16 protein-coding genes are annotated in these 16,962 nt (G+C 70.4%); 5 read left to right on the top strand and 11 right to left on the bottom strand.

What is annotated here, in order from left to right:
- Window positions 1–18 precede the first annotated feature (18 nt).
- From A6035_RS03520 to A6035_RS03530, 3 genes are all read right to left on the bottom strand, one after another.
- Entirely contained in the window at window positions 19–1,080 is a 1,062-nt protein-coding gene (locus A6035_RS03520) for a ferredoxin--NADP reductase (RefSeq protein WP_108846635.1), read from the bottom strand.
- Between the two features lie 118 nt (window positions 1,081–1,198).
- Window positions 1,199–1,594 carry a hypothetical protein gene (locus A6035_RS03525; RefSeq protein ID WP_108846636.1) on the bottom strand — a complete coding sequence of 132 codons (396 nt, stop codon included), beginning with the start codon at window positions 1,592–1,594 and terminating at the stop codon, window positions 1,199–1,201.
- Window positions 1,594–2,817, bottom strand: a complete 1,224-nt coding sequence (locus A6035_RS03530; RefSeq protein WP_108846637.1) for a 3-ketosteroid-9-alpha-monooxygenase, oxygenase component — start codon at window positions 2,815–2,817, stop codon at window positions 1,594–1,596. The genes A6035_RS03525 and A6035_RS03530 overlap by 1 nt, the downstream gene beginning before the upstream one ends.
- 188 nt (window positions 2,818–3,005) lie before the next feature.
- Between A6035_RS03530 and hsaA the strand changes: the two genes are divergently transcribed.
- The 5 genes from hsaA (at window position 3,006) to A6035_RS03555 (ending at window position 8,167) form a co-directional block, all read left to right on the top strand.
- Window positions 3,006–4,181 (top strand): 3-hydroxy-9,10-secoandrosta-1,3,5(10)-triene-9,17-dione monooxygenase oxygenase subunit, encoded by a 1,176-nt coding sequence (gene hsaA, locus A6035_RS03535; protein WP_108846638.1) that lies wholly within the window; start codon window positions 3,006–3,008, stop codon window positions 4,179–4,181.
- Between the two features lie 33 nt (window positions 4,182–4,214).
- Window positions 4,215–5,117: an iron-dependent extradiol dioxygenase HsaC gene (gene hsaC, locus A6035_RS03540; protein WP_108846639.1), complete on the top strand. Its 903-nt coding sequence runs from the start codon at window positions 4,215–4,217 to the stop codon at window positions 5,115–5,117.
- Window positions 5,118–5,206: 89 nt separating this feature from the next.
- Window positions 5,207–5,791 (top strand): 3-hydroxy-9,10-secoandrosta-1,3,5(10)-triene-9,17-dione monooxygenase reductase subunit, encoded by a 585-nt coding sequence (gene hsaB, locus A6035_RS03545; RefSeq protein ID WP_108846640.1) that lies wholly within the window; start codon window positions 5,207–5,209, stop codon window positions 5,789–5,791.
- Window positions 5,788–6,972 (top strand): hypothetical protein, encoded by a 1,185-nt coding sequence (locus A6035_RS03550; RefSeq protein ID WP_108846641.1) that lies wholly within the window; start codon window positions 5,788–5,790, stop codon window positions 6,970–6,972. The genes hsaB and A6035_RS03550 overlap by 4 nt, the downstream gene beginning before the upstream one ends.
- Before the next feature lie 13 nt (window positions 6,973–6,985).
- Window positions 6,986–8,167 carry a sulfotransferase family protein gene (locus A6035_RS03555; RefSeq protein WP_108846642.1) on the top strand — a complete coding sequence of 394 codons (1,182 nt, stop codon included), beginning with the start codon at window positions 6,986–6,988 and terminating at the stop codon, window positions 8,165–8,167.
- A 94-nt stretch (window positions 8,168–8,261) separates the two neighbouring features.
- Here the strand turns inward: A6035_RS03555 and A6035_RS03560 are convergent, their stop codons facing one another.
- The 8 genes from A6035_RS03560 to A6035_RS03595 form a co-directional block, all read right to left on the bottom strand.
- On the bottom strand, window positions 8,262–9,083 hold the full coding sequence (locus A6035_RS03560; RefSeq protein ID WP_108846643.1) for an inositol monophosphatase family protein: 822 nt from the start codon (window positions 9,081–9,083) through the stop codon (window positions 8,262–8,264).
- Window positions 9,084–9,106: 23 nt separating this feature from the next.
- Window positions 9,107–10,273, bottom strand: coding sequence for an acyl-CoA dehydrogenase family protein (locus tag A6035_RS03565; protein ID WP_108846644.1), 1,167 nt, complete (start codon window positions 10,271–10,273; stop codon window positions 9,107–9,109).
- Entirely contained in the window at window positions 10,270–11,295 is a 1,026-nt protein-coding gene (locus A6035_RS03570; RefSeq protein ID WP_108846645.1) for an acyl-CoA dehydrogenase family protein, read from the bottom strand. The genes A6035_RS03565 and A6035_RS03570 overlap by 4 nt, the downstream gene beginning before the upstream one ends.
- 19 nt (window positions 11,296–11,314) lie before the next feature.
- Window positions 11,315–12,484 (bottom strand): acyl-CoA dehydrogenase family protein, encoded by a 1,170-nt coding sequence (locus tag A6035_RS03575; RefSeq protein WP_108846646.1) that lies wholly within the window; start codon window positions 12,482–12,484, stop codon window positions 11,315–11,317.
- Between the two features lie 4 nt (window positions 12,485–12,488).
- Window positions 12,489–13,439: an enoyl-CoA hydratase gene (locus A6035_RS03580; RefSeq protein ID WP_108846647.1), complete on the bottom strand. Its 951-nt coding sequence runs from the start codon at window positions 13,437–13,439 to the stop codon at window positions 12,489–12,491.
- Between the two features lie 102 nt (window positions 13,440–13,541).
- A complete protein-coding gene (locus A6035_RS03585; protein ID WP_108846648.1) occupies window positions 13,542–14,339 on the bottom strand; it encodes an SDR family NAD(P)-dependent oxidoreductase in 798 nt (265 codons plus the stop codon).
- Window positions 14,336–15,973 carry a FadD3 family acyl-CoA ligase gene (locus A6035_RS03590; protein WP_108846649.1) on the bottom strand — a complete coding sequence of 546 codons (1,638 nt, stop codon included), beginning with the start codon at window positions 15,971–15,973 and terminating at the stop codon, window positions 14,336–14,338. The genes A6035_RS03585 and A6035_RS03590 overlap by 4 nt, the downstream gene beginning before the upstream one ends.
- A gap of 96 nt (window positions 15,974–16,069) precedes the next feature.
- Complete coding sequence (locus tag A6035_RS03595) at window positions 16,070–16,921, bottom strand: mycofactocin-coupled SDR family oxidoreductase (RefSeq protein WP_108846650.1); 852 nt, start codon at window positions 16,919–16,921, stop codon at window positions 16,070–16,072.
- Window positions 16,922–16,962: the final 41 nt, after the last annotated feature.

A 16,962-nucleotide genomic window follows, 5' to 3' on the forward strand; every position in this document is an offset into this window, starting at 1 on the left:
TACGAGTGTGTCACCTGATCACTCGGAGTAGGAGACCTCGACGCGGTCGGTCTTGGGCAGGAGCTGGCAGCTCAGGACGTAGCCCTCCTCGACCTCCTCGGGGTCGAGGATCCCGTTGTGGATCATTTCGACCTCGCCGGACTTCAGGATGCAGGCGCATGCCGAGCACTCGCCCTTGCGGCAGGAGAACGGCGCCTTGATGCCCTTGGAGAGCAGGACGTCGAGGAGCGGGGTCTGGCGCGGCCAGGACACCTCGTGGACCTCGTCGTCGAGCTCGACGATCGCGGTGGCGGGGCCGGCCCCGTCCTCACCGGGGGAGTCGTCGATGACGATCTCCGCGAACGGGTCGCCCTCGATGGAGGAGAACACTTCGGTGTGGATGAGGTGCATGTCGGCGCCGGAGCGGCGCAGGCCGTTCTTCACGGTCTCCATGAACGGCGCGGGGCCACAGATGTAGGAGTGGCGCTTGGTGGCGACCGGCTGGAGGAGGTTGCCGATCATCTCGGCGGTGGGGATGCCGGAGACGGACTCGAGCCAGTGGACGACCGTGAGGCGGTCGGGATTGTTGCGCTGCAGGTCCTGCAGCTCGTCCTTGAAGATGACCGACTTCTCGTCACGGTTGGCGTACACCATGACGATGTGGCCGGTGCCCTGCGCGAGCGCGGACTTGAGGATCGACATCACCGGGGTGATGCCGGATCCGGCGGCCAGGAGGATGAAGTCCTGGTCAAGGTTCTTGGGGGTGAAGATGCCGGACGGTGCGAGTACGTGCATGCTCATGCCGGCCTCGGCGTTGTCGCACAGCCAGTTGGAGCCGTAGCCGTCGATCGTGCGCTTGACGGTCACCTTGAGCCGGGCGTCCTCGGTGGGAGAGCTCGACAGGGAGTAGCAGCGTGCGACGGAGCCCGTCCGGTCGCTCGGGATCCGCAGGGTGAGGAACTGCCCCGGGGTGTACCTGAAGTCGTCCTCGCCGCCTGCGGGGACGTCGAAGACGATCGACTTGGCGTCGGCGGTCTCCTCGATCACGTCCGCGATCGTGAGTTCGCGGACGAAGGAGCCGAGCTGTGGGGTGTCGGTCATGGATGCGGAGCCTATCGCTTTGATACGCGGGGGACGGGGGTCGCAGGGCACTGTCGCAGACGGCGGCGACCTCCACCGAGTGTTTCTCACTCAGTGGAAGTCGCCTGCCGTCGCGGTCTTACTCGGGGACGAACAGCGGGTTGACCATGTGTTCGTCGTCGGCCGGGTCCACGCCCTCGGAGATGGTCAGCAGACCCTCCGCGTAGGCGTAGCGGATGCTCGCCAGCATCCGGGGGCAGGTGTCCTCGCCCTCCGGCCGTTCGCCACCCGCGCGCCAGTCGGTGAGCACGGGGCACATGCGGTCGCTGCCCTCGGTCCACTGGATGGACGTGTGCTTCTCGCTGTTCTTGCGAACCGAGACGCACGTTCCGCAGCTACGACACTCGACGGGCTGGAAGCCCGCCCGTGTGTAGGTCTCGCGGTCGAGGTCGGTGTACGAGTGGAGTCGCGCGGCGCGCGCCGGGTCGGTGTCGTCCCAGGTCGGCGCGCGCCGCGAGTCGTTCTTCTTGAACATCAGTGCTGCGACCGGGTGGCGTTGGCCTCGCCGGCGACCTCTGCCATGCCGGTGTACTGGGTCTGCTCGTCGGAGATCTCGGCCTCACCGGCCTCCTGCTTGCGCATGTTCTCGGCGACCTCCTTCTCCCAGTACTGGTTGGCGGCGGTGGTGTCGACCTCGAACTCGAAGCGCTCGGTCATCTCCGGCGTCACCTTGTCGCGGTCCACGTAGAACTGCTCGTACCAGCGGCGGAGCTGGTAGACGGGACCGTCCTCCTCGCAGAGGAGCGGGTTGGCGATCTGGGACTTGCGCTGCCAGATACGGACGTCCTGGAGGAAGCCCTCGCCGAAGAAGGTGGCGATCTTCGCGGCCATCTTCTCGGAGGTGGCGTCGTCGAAGCCCTGAGGCTTCTTGACCGACAGTCCGTACATCAGCACGAACGAATTCTGGTCGATCGGGTAGTGGCAGTTGATGAGGATGGCCTCGGTCTCGAAGCCGCCGTACATCTGCTTGAGCGGGTTGATCATGTACGCCGGGCCGAAGTAGGAGGCCTCGGACTCGAGCAGCGTGTCGCCGTACTTGCCGCCGGACGGATCGTGGTCGGGACGGCCCTTCGTGTTGAGGTACTGCGTCGCCTTCTGGCCCTCGAAGACGTTCTTGAAGTACGTCGGGAAGGCGAAGTGGATGTAGTAGAAGTGCGCCATGTCGACCACGTTGTCGACGATCTCCATGCAGTTGGAGCCCTCGATCACGAGGCGGTTCCACTGCCAGTCTGTCCACTCGCCGGTCTCGTACTCGGCGATCGCCGGGATGGCGTCCTCCGGCTGCGGCGGCTTGCCCTCGTGGTCGTGCCACACGAAGACCTGGCCGGACTGGACGTTGGTGGTCCAGGAGCGGGTCTTGGCACGCAGGGGCACGCGCTTGGCGTACGGGATGCCCTTGCACTTGCCGTCGCCGCCCCAGCGCCAGTCGTGGAACGGGCAGGCGATGTTGCCGTCCTTGATGGAGCCGTCGGACAGGTCCCCGCCCAGGTGGCGGCAGTAGGCGTCGAGGACGTTGATCTCGCCCTCGTCGTTCGCCCACACCACGAGTTTGGTGCCGAAGGCCTGGATGGAGTGGGGCTTGCCGTCGGTGAACTCCTTGACGGTGCCGATGCAGTGCCATCCGCGCGCGTACCGATCCCGGACCTCGCCGGTGTCGATTTCGCGGACGGCTCCGGGGGCCGAACCGGGTGCGGTCATGATGATCCTCCTGAGGGCGCGAGCCGTATGAGAACAGGTTATAGAATGAGGTGGCAGGCCACAACCAGGGAGCGTTCGTGCTGGCACGGCGTGCCAGGGTGTTCCGCCCGAGAGGGACCGCCTGGTGCAAAACTGTAACGTGTTCTAGTCTAGACCGCATCACCCCACGCACTGCCAGAGAGGTACACATGAGCGAGTACGCCTCCCACGAGGTCATCGACCGCATCAAGGCCCTGCTGCCCGGTTTCGCCGAGCGCGCCCAGGAGACCGAGGACCTGCGCAAGGTCCACCCGCAGAACATCGCGGAGCTCGACGAGGCCGGCTTCTTCAAGCTCTGCCAGCCGGCCCAGTGGGGCGGGTACGAGGCGGACATGGAGACCTTCTACACCGCCGCCATGACGATCGCGACCGCGTGCCCGTCCACCGGTTGGTGCGCGAGCATCCTCGGCATCCACAACTGGCACCTGGCCCTGTTCCCGCAGCAGGCGCAGGAGGACGTCTGGGGCGAGGACCCGACGGTGCGGATCTCGTCGTCGTACGCCCCGATGGGCGCGGCCAAGAAGACCGCCGACGGGCTGGTGCTCAACGGCAAGTGGTCGTGGTCCTCGGGTAGCGACCACGCCGACTGGGTTTTCGTGGGCGGTCCGGTCCTCGACGAGAACGACAAGATGGTGGACTTCTGCACTTTCCTGGTCGAGAAGTCGCAGTACGAGATCGTCGACGTGTGGCACGTCGTCGGCCTCAAGGGCACCGGGTCCAACGACATCGTGGTCAAGGACGCGCTGATCCCCGAGCACCGCGTCCTGTCCTTCGGTCTCATGGCCGCCACCAAGGCGCCGGGGCTCGAGGTCAACACCAACCCGATCTACAAGATGCCGTGGGGCACCATCCACCCCACCACCATCTCCACGCCCATCGTCGGCATGGCGTTCGGCTGCTACGACGTGCACCGCTCGCACCAGCAGGACCGCGTCCGCGCCGCGTTCGGGACCAAGGTCAAGGACGACCCGTTCGCCAAGGTCCGCCTGGCCGAGGCCGCCGGCGACATCGACGCCGCGTGGCTCCAGCTCATGCGCAACGTGCGCGAGGAGCAGGACCTCATCAAGGCCGGGGACTTCCCGGGCATGGACATCCGCACGCGCGCCCGCCGCGACCAGGTCCGCGCCACGCAGCGCTCGATCGACGCGATCGGGCTGCTGTTCCAGAACTCCGGTGCCCGCGCGCTCGAGGTGAGCTCGCCGATCCAGCGGTTCTGGCGCGACGCCAACGCGGGTAGGGTCCACGCCGCCAACGAGGCGACGAAGGCGTACATCATGTATGGACAGAACGAGTTCGGCGAGAAGATCACCGACTCCATGGTCTGATCCGTCGTCGGCGGATCGAAAGGACTGGTAATTATGGCGATCAGCAATTTCGGGTACGTACGGGTCTTCGCCACGGACATGGACGCCTGGCGGGAGTACGGCACCAAGGTGCTGGGCTTCGTCGTGGGCTCGGGGGAGGACCCCGACGCCCTCTACTTCCGCATGGACGACCATCCCCACCGGTGGATCATCGTCCCCGGCGAGGAGGACAAGCTCTCATCGGTGGGCTGGGAATGCGCCAACGAGGGCGAGTTCGAGGACGTCAAGCGGCGCCTCGACGCGGCCGGGGTGCCGTGGGAGGAGGCGCCGGCCGAGGTCAGGCGTGACCGCAAGGTGCGCGGGCTGATCACCTGCCAGGACCCGGCCGGGTTCACGCTGGAGATCTACCACACCGTCGCGCTGCAGCACCGCCGCATCCCGACGCCGTACGGCCACGAGTTCGTGACCGGCGACCAGGGCGCGGGCCACATCGTGCTGTCCACGCCGGACGAGGCCGCCGCGCTCGAGTTCTACCGCGACGTGCTGGGCTTCTGGCTGCGCGACTCGATGAGTCTGCCGCCGGAGATCGTGGGCCGGCCGGCCGACGGTGAGCCGGCGTGGCTCCGGTTCCTCGGGTGCAACCCGCGGCACCACTCGCTCGCGTTCACGCCGTTCCCCAACCCGACCGGGATCATTCACCTCATGGTGGAGGTCGGCACGGCGGACGACGTCGGGCTGGCGCTCGACCGGGCCATGCGCAAGAAGGTCCGGCTGTCGGCCTCGCTCGGTCGGCACGTCAACGACAAGATGCTGAGCTTCTACATGAAGACGCCCGGCGGCTTCGACTGCGAGTACGGCTGCGAGGGCCAGCAGGTGGAGGACGACGAGAAGTGGGTCGCCCGCGAGTCCACGGCCGTGAGCCTGTGGGGTCACGACTTCTCCGTCGGCCTCAAGTAGCCACCTAGGCTGGGCCCCGTACCCCCGCGGGGCCCGGCCGCCGCCGCGCCCATTCCCGACGATCTTCAGTCCAGGAAGGACCGACCCCCATGAGCAGCACCGACGAACGCCCGGAGGGGCAGCCCTTCAGCAGCCGTGAACTGCGCGACGCGCTGGGCCAGTTCTGCACGGGCATCACCGTCATCACCGCGGTCGAGGACGACAAGCCGGTGGGCTTCGCCTGCCAGTCGTTCTCGGCGTTGTCGCTGGAACCGCCCCTCGTGTTGTTCTGCCCCATGAAGACGTCGGGTTCGTGGGAGGGCATAGAGAAGGCGGGCCGGTTCGCGGTGAACATCCTCTCCGAGGAGCAGGAGGACGTCTCCTCGACGTTCGGCCGCCGCGGGGACGACAAGTTCGCCGAGATCGACTGGTCGCCCAGCCCGCTGGGCTCGCCGGTGATCGACGGCGTGATGGCGTGGCTGGACTGCGAGATCGACCAGGTCCTCGACGGCGGGGACCACTGGATCGTGCTGGGTCGGGTCGACAACCTCGGCCCGACCAAGCGGGACATCCGCCCGCTGCTGTTCTACCGCGGCGCCTACCTCAGCATCGAGGAGGACGTGGTGGATCCGACGCCCGAGCAGGAGGAGTTGGCCAACTTCATCACCTCCGCCGACAGCTACACCTGGCTGTGAGCGGGGCGACGGGGCCGCTGGCGAAGGCGCTGGCGGAGGCGGAGGAGATCATCCGGTCGGCGCCGCACGTGCGCACCGACGAGGACGTGGCCGAGGGGCTCGAGTATCTGCTCGGGACGATCCGCGGCGCGATCGAGACGGGCCAGCACCGCGGACGCACGCACCCGCAGCTGTTCGAGGCGACGGGCCCGTACACCAAGATGGGCCTGGACAACCCGGACACGCTGTACTTCTACGCCAACCTCGCCGACGGCGCGGAGTACGTCATCGAGGGCCGCCGCGGGACCACGGCGGATCTATCGTTTCAGGTCATGGCGGGGACGTACTCGGCGGACGAGCGCGCCGCGTCGCACGCGGCGTTCGACGACCGTCGCGTGGATATCGACGAGCGGGGACGGTATCGCTTCCGCCTGGGACCGGCGAGGTACGACGACGACGAGGGCGACCCCGGCTACGTGGTGCTGCACCCCGGTTCGTCGATGATCGCCGTCCGCGAGGTGTTCTCCGACTGGAGCCGGGAGGAGGCCGGGTCGGCGATCATCCGCAGACTCGACACGGTGGGCACCGCGCCGGAGCCGGTGACGCTCGCGGGGCAGGAGAAGTTCTACGCCAAGCTCGCCGAGGCGCTCGTCGGGCGACTGCGGACGTGGCTGGCGTTCCCCGGCTGGTTCTTCGGCGAGCAGCCGCACAACACGCTCAACGTGCCCAGGCAGACCCCGGGCGGGCTCACGACCCAGTTCTCGTCGGCGGGGATCTTCGAGCTCGGCCCGGACGAGGCCATCGTGATCTCGGTGCCCGTCGCCGGCGTGCCCTACCAGGGCTTCCAGCTGGGCAGCATGTGGTACGCGTCGCTGGAGTACGTGCACCACCAGACGAGTCTCACCGCCGACCAGGCGCACGTCACCTCCGACGGGCTCATCCACCTGGTGGTGTCCGAGCGCGACCCGGGCCTGGCCAACTGGGTCGAGACCCTCGGCCGCCGCGAGGGCATCATGCAGTTCCGGTGGCAGCGGACCGACGGGCCCATCGGCCCGGAACTCGGCCCGACGGTGAAGGTCGTGCCGTTCGACCGGGTGCCCGACGAGGTCCCGTGCCACGACGAGCTGCGCGTGACCGGAGAGCAGTGGCGGGAACGGATCGCCGCGCGCCAGGACGCCTTCGCCCGGCGCGGATTGTCGTGAGAAGGGGATTGCCGTGAGCGATGAAGACCGGGTCCACGTCGGGACCGTCGACGATCTCCACGCCAGCGCCTCGCGCACCGTGGGGCTCGAGGACTTCGGCGACGGCGAGGACCGCCACCGCGAGGCACTGGGCGTCCTGCTCGACTCCCTGCACACCGACGCGGGACTGACCCCCGCCGGGAGCAAGTACTGGCGCTCGGTGCTCAAGGGCGCGCTGACCGCGAGGCTCCTGTCGACGTCTGCCCTCGCGTCCGACCCCGCGCGGGCGGAGGTGGCGATCGAGCGGCCCGTCGTCGTCACCGGGTTGCCCCGCACCGGCACCACGGCGCTGCACCGGCTCCTGGGCGCCGACCCGGCCAACCAGGGGCTCGAACTGTGGTTGACCGAGGTCCCGCAGCCCCGGCCCCCGCGCGAGACGTGGGAGGACGACCCCGCCTACGTCGGCCTGCGCGACCTGTACTCCGGCTTCATGGCCGAGAACCCCGACTACGGCGGTGTGCACTACATCTCCGCAGACGACCTCGAGGAGTGCTGGCAACTGCTGCGCCAGTCGCTGACCTCGGTGTCCTACGAGTGCCTCACGCGGCTCGACGGCTACTCGCGGTGGCTCGCCGGCGTTGACTGGGTGCCCGCGTACCGCCAGCACAAGCGCAACCTGCAGCTCATCGGCGGAGGCGATCCCGACCGGCGCTGGGTGCTCAAGAACCCCAGCCACCTGTTCGCGCTCGACGCGCTGCTCGAGGTGTACCCCGACGCGGTGGTGGTGCAGACACACCGCGACCCGCGGAAGTCGATGGCGTCGATGTGCTCGCTCGCGCACCGCACGGCCGCCGACTGGTCCACGCGGTTCACCCCGGAGTACATCGGCTCCTCGCAGCTGGACCTGTGGGCGCGGGGGGTCGAGACATTCGACGCCGCGCGCGCCCGTCACGAGGCGGACCCGGCGTCGCGGGCGACGTTCGTCGACGTCGACCACCACGAGCTGCTGGACGATCCCGCTGGCGTGGTCGAGCGCGTGTATGCCGCCGCGGGCACGGAGCTGTCAGACGAGGTCCGCGCGGCCGTGGTCGCGGAGAACGAGCGCAGCCTCTCCGGGGACCGGGCGCCCGCGCACCGCTACACTCTCGCCGATTACGGGCTCAGCGAGGAGCGGATCGCCGAGCGCTTCGCCGGCTACCGGGGCCTCGACGCCTGACCGGCGCCTCCGGAATCCGCTACTCCGATCCCGGATCCGCTATGCCCACAGGGGTGGCGGATGTCGAGGGTGAGTAGCGGATCTCAGTGGGGGGTCAGAGGTACTCGGCGACCGCCTCGATGACGCGGTCCGCGACCTCGCGGGTGCAGACGAGAAGATCGGGATACTCGATCTCCTCGACGTTGTAGACCAGCTCGCTGCCGTCCAGGGCGCTGGCGTGCAGGCCGCGCTGCTGCACCACGCCGACGGTCGCGGCGGAGTCCCACTGGTGGTGACCGCTGGTGTGGATGTACGCGTCGCACTCGCCCTCGAGCACGGTGGCGGTCTTGCCGCCGCCGGACCCGAGGTGCACCAGGGACGCGCCGAGCTTCGCCGCGAGGTCCTCGGCGAACGCGGGCGGCTCGGCCTCGGAGACGGCGATTCGCAGACGGTCGTCCTCACGGGGCGGCACGAGAGGCCCGGGCCGCGGGCCGCGGATGATCGACATCGGCTGGTACGTGGTGGCGCCGCGTCCGGTGAGGACCCGACCGTAGGCGGGCATGGCGATCGCGCAGGCGGTGATCCCGCCGACGCCCTCGGGACCGGACTCCCACAGCGCGACGTGGACGGCCCAGTCGGGACGCCCCTCGGTCACGTAGGAGCGCACCCCGTCGAGGGGGTCGACGAACCACACCCGGTCGGCCTCCAGCCGCGCGCGGGAATCGGGGTCCCACTCGCCGAACACGAGGTCGTCGGGCCGCGCCACCGCGAGGCGGTCGAGGATGACCGACCGGGCCTCGCCCTCGGCGAACTCGCCCAGATCCTCGGGCGCCACCCGGGAGACCCGGAGGTCGGTGAGCAGGCGTCCGGCCTGGGCCGCGAGGTCCTCGGCCGACCGCTGGTCATTGGTCCGTCCATGCGCGGGGAAGGGGGTCATGCGGCCGATTCTAGAGGCCCCGCCTACAGGCCCGCCGCCACCTCGAGCGCGGAGAGGAGCTCGTGGGGCTGCCCGAGCAGCTGCGCCGTGCCGTGCGCCCGCTTGAAGTACAGGTGCGCGTCGTACTCCCACGTGATGCCGACGCCGCCGTGGAGCTGGATCGACTCCCCGGAGATCCACTGCAGTGCCTCCGAGCAGTAGACCTTGGCGGCGGCCGCCTCGATCTCCGCGGCGTAGGCGGCCTCGTCGGCCTCGGGCCCGTCCCCGAGGGACTGGGCCTCGGCCACCAGTGCGGCGGCGGAATAGGACAGCGACCTGGCGGTCTCGACCTTGACGTACATGTCGGCCATCCGGTGCTTGAGCGCCTGGAACGAGCCGATGACCCGGCCGAACTGCTTGCGCTCCTGCGTGTACTGCACGGTCGCGTCCAGGACGGCGCGCGCGGCGCCGACCTGCTCGGCGGAGGTCGCCGCCCAGGCCGCCGCGCGCAGGCGCGACAGGAAGCTCGGCCGGGTGGCGATCGCGGTCGCGCGGGCGCCGTCGAACTCCACGCGGCTCAGCGTGCGGGTGGGGTCCATCACCGGCACGCGGGTGATGGTGACCCCGTCGGCGTCGGCAGGCAGCTCGAACAGGCCCACCGTGTCGCCGGTGACCGCCACGACCAGCAGCGTGGCGGCGGTGTCGGCGCCGAGCACGTGGTGGGCGGTGCCGGACAGCGTCGCACTCGACACGTCGGGGCCACCGTCCGCGCGGACGCCCGGGGTCGCCCAGCCGTCGCGGTCGGCCCAGCACAGGGCGGCGAGCTCGCCGGCGGCGATGCCGGGCAGCAGGCGGGCGCACGCGGCCTCGTCGCCGGAGGCCTGGACGGCCTGGGCGGCGAGGACCGCGGAGCCGAGCATCGGCGACGGCGTGAGGCGGCGGCCCAGCTCCTCGCACACCAGGTGCGTCTCGACCCAGGTCGCCCCGGCCCCGTCGTAGTCCTCGGGCACCGACAGCGCGGCGGCGCCGATCTCATCCACGAGCGTCGACCACAGGGCGGGGTCGTAGCCGTCGGCGGAGGCGAACGCCGCGCGCACCGCCGCGGAGTCGGACTTCTTCTCCAGCAGCGCGGCCACCGACTGCCGCAGCGCGGCCTGTTCCTCGGTGTCGACGCCGGGGGAGGCGGTCGCCGGCGCGGCGGGGGCGCTCATCGGGCCGCCCCCGCGGCGTCGGCGGAGGCCGCGGAGCCGACGCGCAGCGAGTCCAGGACCCGGCCGCGGTGGTAGCTCTGGGTGCCCCACGCCGTCTGCAGGGCGCGGGTCTTGGTCAGCCACAGGCCGAGGTCGTGCTCGAGCGTGTAGCCGATCGCGCCGTGGATCTGCAGCGCGGTGCGGGCGGACAGGTAGGCGGCGTCGGCCACGGCCACGCGGGCGGCGGAGACGTCGCGGACCGCGGCGTCGGGGTCGCCGGGGTTCTCGGCGATCGCCAGGGCGCCGGCCCACAGGAGCGGGCGGGCCATCTCGAGCGCGATCGCGACCTCGGCGAGCTGGTGCTTGAGCGCCTGGTACTCGCCGATGAGTTTGCCGTACTGCTTACGCTGCTTGGCGTAGTCGACGCTCATCGTGAGCATCGCCTGGCCGAGCCCCTGGAGCTGAGCTGCGGTGCCGAGGGCCCCGTGGTTGATCAGGTCCGTCGTGCTCACCGCCGCGGCGCGGGCCCCGGCGGTCGGCGCGGTCACCGTGCGGGCCCGGTCGACCGAGCGACGGGTCTCGCCGGCCTCGGCCGCGAACACCTCGTCGTCGGACACCGCCCACAGGTACCGCGTGACGTGGGGGTCCGGCGCGAACGGCGACACACCGGGCGCGGCGACGGACGCCAGCGCGCCGCCGGCGATCTCGCCGGCGACGTCTCCGGCGTCGGAGTCGCCACCGAGCGCGGCGGCGATGCGCGGCGCCACCATCACGGTCTCCACGACGGGACCCGGCACCGCGTGGCGGCCCAGGACCTCGAGCGCGGCCACGGCCTCCACCGCGGTGGCGCCGGCGCCGCCGGAGGCCTCGTCGACGAGCAGGGCGGCGGCGCCCGTCTCGGCGACGCGTCCCCACGCGGCGGTGCCGGGGGCGGTGTCACCGGCGGCCCACGCGCGGATCACCGCGGGCATGTCGGACTTGGCCAGCAGGGAGTCGATGCTGCCGGCGAAGTCGATGATCTCGGGATCGAGTGCGAACTGCATGATGTGTGAAACCGCCTTCTCAGCCGCGCGGGAGGCCGAGGAGTCGCTCGGCGATGATGTTCTTCTGGACCTCGTTGGTGCCCGCGTAGATGGGGCCGGCGAGGGCGAACAGGTAGCCGTCCATCCACTGCTCGCCGGCGAGCTCGCCGGCCGTGTCCAGGACGTCCAGGGCGGTCTCGTGGGTCGCGATGTCCCAGTTCGACCAGAAGACCTTGTTGATCGAGGACTCGAAGCCGAGGTTGGCGCCGCCCGTGAGTTTGGTGACGGTGTTCCACGTGCTCAGCTCGTAGGCGCGGGAGCCGATCCACGCGTCCGCCACGCGGTCGGCCAGGGCGCCGCGGGTGCGGTCGTCGAGGTCGCCCTCGCGGGAGTCCCACAGCTCGAGCAGGCGGTCCGTGGTGGCGAGGAAGCGGCCGGGGGAGCGCAGGGACAGGCCGCGCTCGTTGTTGGCGGTGGACATGGCCACCTTCCAGCCCTGGTTGACCTCGCCGATCACGCCCGACTCGGCGGGGTTCGCCGGGTCGTCGGGCACGAAGACGTCCTCGAGGAACAGCTCGGCGAACCCGGGCAGTCCGTCCAGCTGGTCGATCGGGCGCACGGTGACGCCCTCGGCCCGGAGGTCGAACATGAAGTAGGTCAGGCCCTTGTGGCGGGGCTCGTCCGGGTCGGTGCGGAACAGGCCGAAGCCCTTGTCGGCGAACGAGGCGCGGGTCGACCACACCTTCTGCCCGTTGAGGATCCAGCCACCGTCGACCTTCTTCGCGGTGGAGCGCAGCGACGCCAGGTCGGAGCCGGCCTCGGGCTCGGACCACGCCTGCGCCCAGATGTCGTCGGCGCGGGCCATACGCGGCATGATGTGCGCGAGCTGCTCGAGGGAGGCGTGGTCGAACAAGGTCGGGGCCAGCAGGAAGATGCCGTTCTGGCTCACCCGCAGCGGCGCGCCGGCGCGGAAGTACTCCTCCTCGAAGACCACCCAGTTGACCAGGCCGCAGTCGCGCCCGCCGAACTCCTCGGGCCACGACACGACCGACATGCGTGCGTCGGCCATCTTCCGTTCCCACTCGCGGTGCGCCTCGAAGCCCTCGCGGGTGTCCATGTGCGGCAGCGGCTCGGACGGCACGTTCTCGGCCAGCCACTGCCGGACCTCGAGGCGGAACTCCTGCGTCGATGCGTCCAGATCCAGATCCACGGTGTCAGCCTTCCTTCTTCTCGCCGGACGGCGCGGGGCCGCCCGTCGAACCGGTGTTGGCGCTGTCGCGCATGGAGCGGGCGTCCATCCCGCCCAGCGAGGCGGAGAACGAGTCCGTGTCGTCGGGCTCGGCGTTGGCGGAGTGGGCGAACATGTGCCACCCGAACGCCGTGTCCAGCGAGGTCTGCAGCCCCATCTGGTCCTCGCATCCATTGATGACCTTCTTGGCCAGCGTCAGCCCGAACGTGGGCATGGCCTTGATCTCCTCGGCGATCGAGTCGACCTTGGCCTGCAGCTCGTCGCGGGGTACGACGTGGTTGAGCATCCCCCACTCGAGCGCCTCGGCCGCGCCGAACCTGCGACCGGTGTAGAGGATCTCCTTCGCGCGGCGCGGGCCCAGCACGAAGGCGTGGGCGAAGTACTCGACGCCGGGGATGCCCATCTTCACGACGGGGTCGGAGAAGAAGGCGTCGTCGGCGGCCACGATGAAGTCGCAGACCCACGCGAGCATGAGCCCGCCGGCGATGCAGGCGCCGTGCACCTGGGCGATCATCGGCTTGGGTATCTCCCGCCAGCGGCGGCACATCTGCACGTAGACCTCGGTCTCACGCGCCAGGCGCCGGTCGCCGCCGCCGCGGGTGGTGTGGTCCCACCAGATCGCGGCGCGGTTGGTGTACTCGACGTGGTGGTCGCGCTCGGGCGTGCCTATGTCGTGGCCGGCCGAGAAGTGCTTGCCGGCCGCGCGCAGGACGATCACCTTGACGGCGTCGTCGTCGACGGCCTTGATGAACGCGTTGTCCAGCGAGTACGTCATCACCGAGTTCTGCGCGTTGCGGAAGTCGGGGCGGTTGAGCGTGACGTACGCGGTGCCGTCGGAGACCTCGTAGGCCACCGGCTGCGTGTCCGGCCCGAGGTCGTCGACCCCGAGGACCGGAGGGATGGGTGCATCGGTCATGACCTGCAACTCTCCTCACCTAGCAAGTGCTTGGTTGGTACTGTACCGGACCGGCGTCGCACGCCGCGGCCGCCGTCGCTCGGACGCCGTATCCGCCGTCGTTCAGACGCCGTATCCACCGTCCACGTCGAGCTTCTGGCCCGAGATGAACCCCGCGCGGTCCGAGGCCAGGAACGCCACCGCCTCGGCGATGTCGTCGGCCGTGCCGAACCGGCGCAGCGGGATGTTGGAGCGTGTGACCTCCAGCGCACGGTCGTCGAGGTCGCCCGAGGCGATGAGCCGGGACGCCATGCCGTCGGTGAGCATCCCCGGGCCCACGCAGTTCACGCGCACCCCGAAGCGCCCCTCCTCGGCGGCGAGCCCGCGCACGAGCTGCTCGACCGCGCCCTTGGGGGCCGCCGACATGCCGTCGCGCACCGGGTAGCGGGTGGTGGCGGCGGTGGTGACGACGACGACGTTGCCCGCCACCGCGCGCAGGTGCGGAAGCGCGGGTCGCGCGAGGGCGAAGAACGCCCCGGCGTCCTCGTCGAGCTGCCGGCGGAACTCGGCCGGCGCGATCCGGGACAGATGCACCATGGGCACGTGCGGACCGGCGCAGTGGGCGAGCACGCGGATCCCGCCATGCCGGGAGGCGATCCCGTCGATGGCGGCGGCGACCTCGTCGTCGTCGTCACGGTCGTCGCTCGTCCCGCCACCGGGGGCGATGCGGACGCACTCCACGGCCCGCGGCGACCCGTCCGCCAGCTCGGCGGCCAGGTCGGCCGGTTCGGTCGAGCGGTACCCGAGCACCACCGGCGGGTCAGGGAACTCGGCGGCCAGGCGGCGGGCGACGGCCGCGCCGATCCCGCCCGACGCGCCGGTGACCACCACGGCGCCGCGCCGGCCCACCGGGGCGCTCATCGCAGCTCGGTCTTGAGGACCTTGCCCGAGGCGTTGCGCGGCAGGGACTCGACGAACTCGACCGTCCGCGGCCGCTTGAAGTTGGCCAGGTGCTCTCTACAGAAGTCCAGCACGTCCTGTTCGGTGAGGGTCGAGCCCTCGCGGCGGACGATGAACGCCTTGCCGACCTCGCCCATCCGGTCGTCCGGCACGCCGATCACGGCCGACTCCACCACGCCGTCCAGGCGGGCGAGGGTCTGCTCGATCTCCGCCGGATAGACGTTGAAGCCGCCGTTGATGTACATGTCCTTGAGCCGGTCGGTGATGCGCAGGTTGCCGTCGGCGTCGATCTCGCCCACGTCGCCGGTGTGCAGCCACCCGTCCGGGTCAATCGTCTTGGCGGTGTTCTCCGGGTCGTCGAGGTAGCCCTGCATGACCATCTCGCCGCGGGTGAGGATTTCGCCGTGCTCGCCGATGCGGATCTCCATGCCGGGGTAGGGGCGGCCGCACGTGGTGGAGACCGTGACATCGTCGTCGCCGGTCCGGGTGGTGGTGATGAAGCCCATCGTCTCGGTCTGCCCGTACGCCGTGATGACCGTCTCCAGGCCCAGGTCGGACTGCATGCGCTCGATGAGCACAACCGGCACGACCGACGCGCCGGTCACCGCCACGCGCAGCGAGGACAGGTCGTAGTCGCCGCGGGTGGGATCGTCGAGCAGCGTCTGAAAGATCGTCGGCGCGCCGGTGAGGATCGTGACCCGTTCGTCGTGGATCAGCCGCATGGTCTCCGTGGTCGAGTAGACCGAGAGCGGGACGATCGTCACGCCGAACAGGACACACGCCAGGAAGCCCGCCTTGTAGCCGAAGCTGTGGAAGAACGGGTTGACGATGAGGTAGCCGTCCCGGTCCGTCAGCCCGTTGTTGGAGCCCCACGCGCGCGAGCCCGCGACGGTCTGACGGTGCAGGGCCACGACGCCCTTGCTCTTGCCGGTGGTGCCGGAGGTGAACAGGATGTCGGCGACGTCGTCGCCCGTCACCGCGTCCGCGCGTGCGTCGGCCCGGGCGAGCAGGTCGTCGGTGGCGAGGGCGCGGAGGGCGTCGAAGTCGAGGACGTCGACGCCCCCGGCGGCGCCGGCGCCCGCGGCGACCGTGTCCCCGCCGTCGAGGGGGACGCGCACGATCGTCCGCAGGGTGGTGGCGCCGGCGAGCGGACCCTCGGCGGCCCCGGTGCCTCCGGCTGCGTCGACGAGGTCGGCGATCCGCTCGGAGCCGAGGAACGTCCCCGCGACGACGGCCGCGACCGCGTTGGTGCGCTGGACGATCTCGAGGGTCTCGCTACCGATGTAGCGGGTGTTGGCCGGCACCATCGTCGCGCCCGCGAACTGGACGCCCAGCGCCGCGACCACCCAGTGCCGCGTGTTCGGCGCCCAGATGACGACCCGGTCGCCCGGCTCGACCCCACGCGCGACGAGCCCCGCGGCGAACCGGCGCACCTCGTAGAGAAGCTGCGACCACGTCCACCGGGTGTCCTGGCCGGGCTGGACGTCGGCGATCGCCTCCCGCTCCGGCCACGTCTGGGCGGCCCGGCGCAGAGCGGCGGGAGTGCTCTCGACAGGAGAGGTCTCGACTGGCGTGGTCTCGACGGTGGTGGTCATCGCGGACTCCTCGGTGGGGCTGCGGGTGTGGCGCGGGCAACCCTACCAAGCAAGTGCTTGGTGAGGGCGCTCGGCGCGGGCCGTGAGGGCCGGTCGCTAGTACTTCAGGGCCCCGCGGTCGACGGTGAGTTGGACGCCGGAGACCGACCGCGAACCGTCGCCGGCGAGATACGAGACCACCTCGGAGACCTCCTCGGGCGGCATGAAGTCGGAGAGGGTGCTCGCGCCGTCTCTTCGTGCGTTCTTCAGCGGCATGGGCGAGAAGCTGTGGAGGAACGAGGGGAACCGGCCGAAGAGCTCGCCCATCGCCTCGGGGTCGATCATCGGGGTGTCGACCGAGTAGGGGTGGATCGAGTTCACGCGGATGCCGTACTCGCCCACCTCGAGAGCGAGGGCGTTCGTCAGTGCCACCAGCCCCGCCTTGGAGGCCGAGTAGTGCCCGTTGCCGGGCGTGGCCTTGAGTCCCGCGGACGAGCTGACGACGATGATCGAGCCCCCGTTGCCCGCCTCGATCATCGCCGGCACGGCCGCACGGATCGTCCGCCACGTCCCGCTGAGGTTGACGCCGATGACCGTGTCCCAGTCGTCCTCCGGCATCTCCCACAGCCGGCCCCAGCTGAGCACGGCCGCGTTGGCGACCAGGATGTCCAGCCGCCCGAAGGTGTCGATCGTGCGGGAGACCAGGTCCTGCAGCGCGGCGAGGTCCCGGATGTCGAGGACCGCCGAGATCGCGCGGCGGCCGGTCTCCTCGACCAGGCGGACCGTCTCGGCGAGGTCGTCCGGCGTGGGTGCGGGGTACGTGGCGGCGTCGGAGACCGGCGCGGAGACGTCGGAGACGACGACGTCGGCGCCCTCCGAGGCGAGCCGGACGGCGTGGGCCCTGCCCTGGGCCCGGGCGGCGCCCGTGATGAACGCGACTCTGCCGGCGAGGGGAGTGGAGGAGGTCATAGCGATATCCAACTTCACGTCGTCCCGAAAGGAGGGCGGTT

The organism is Dietzia lutea, assembly GCF_003096075.1.
Lineage (GTDB): Bacteria > Actinomycetota > Actinomycetes > Mycobacteriales > Mycobacteriaceae > Dietzia > Dietzia lutea.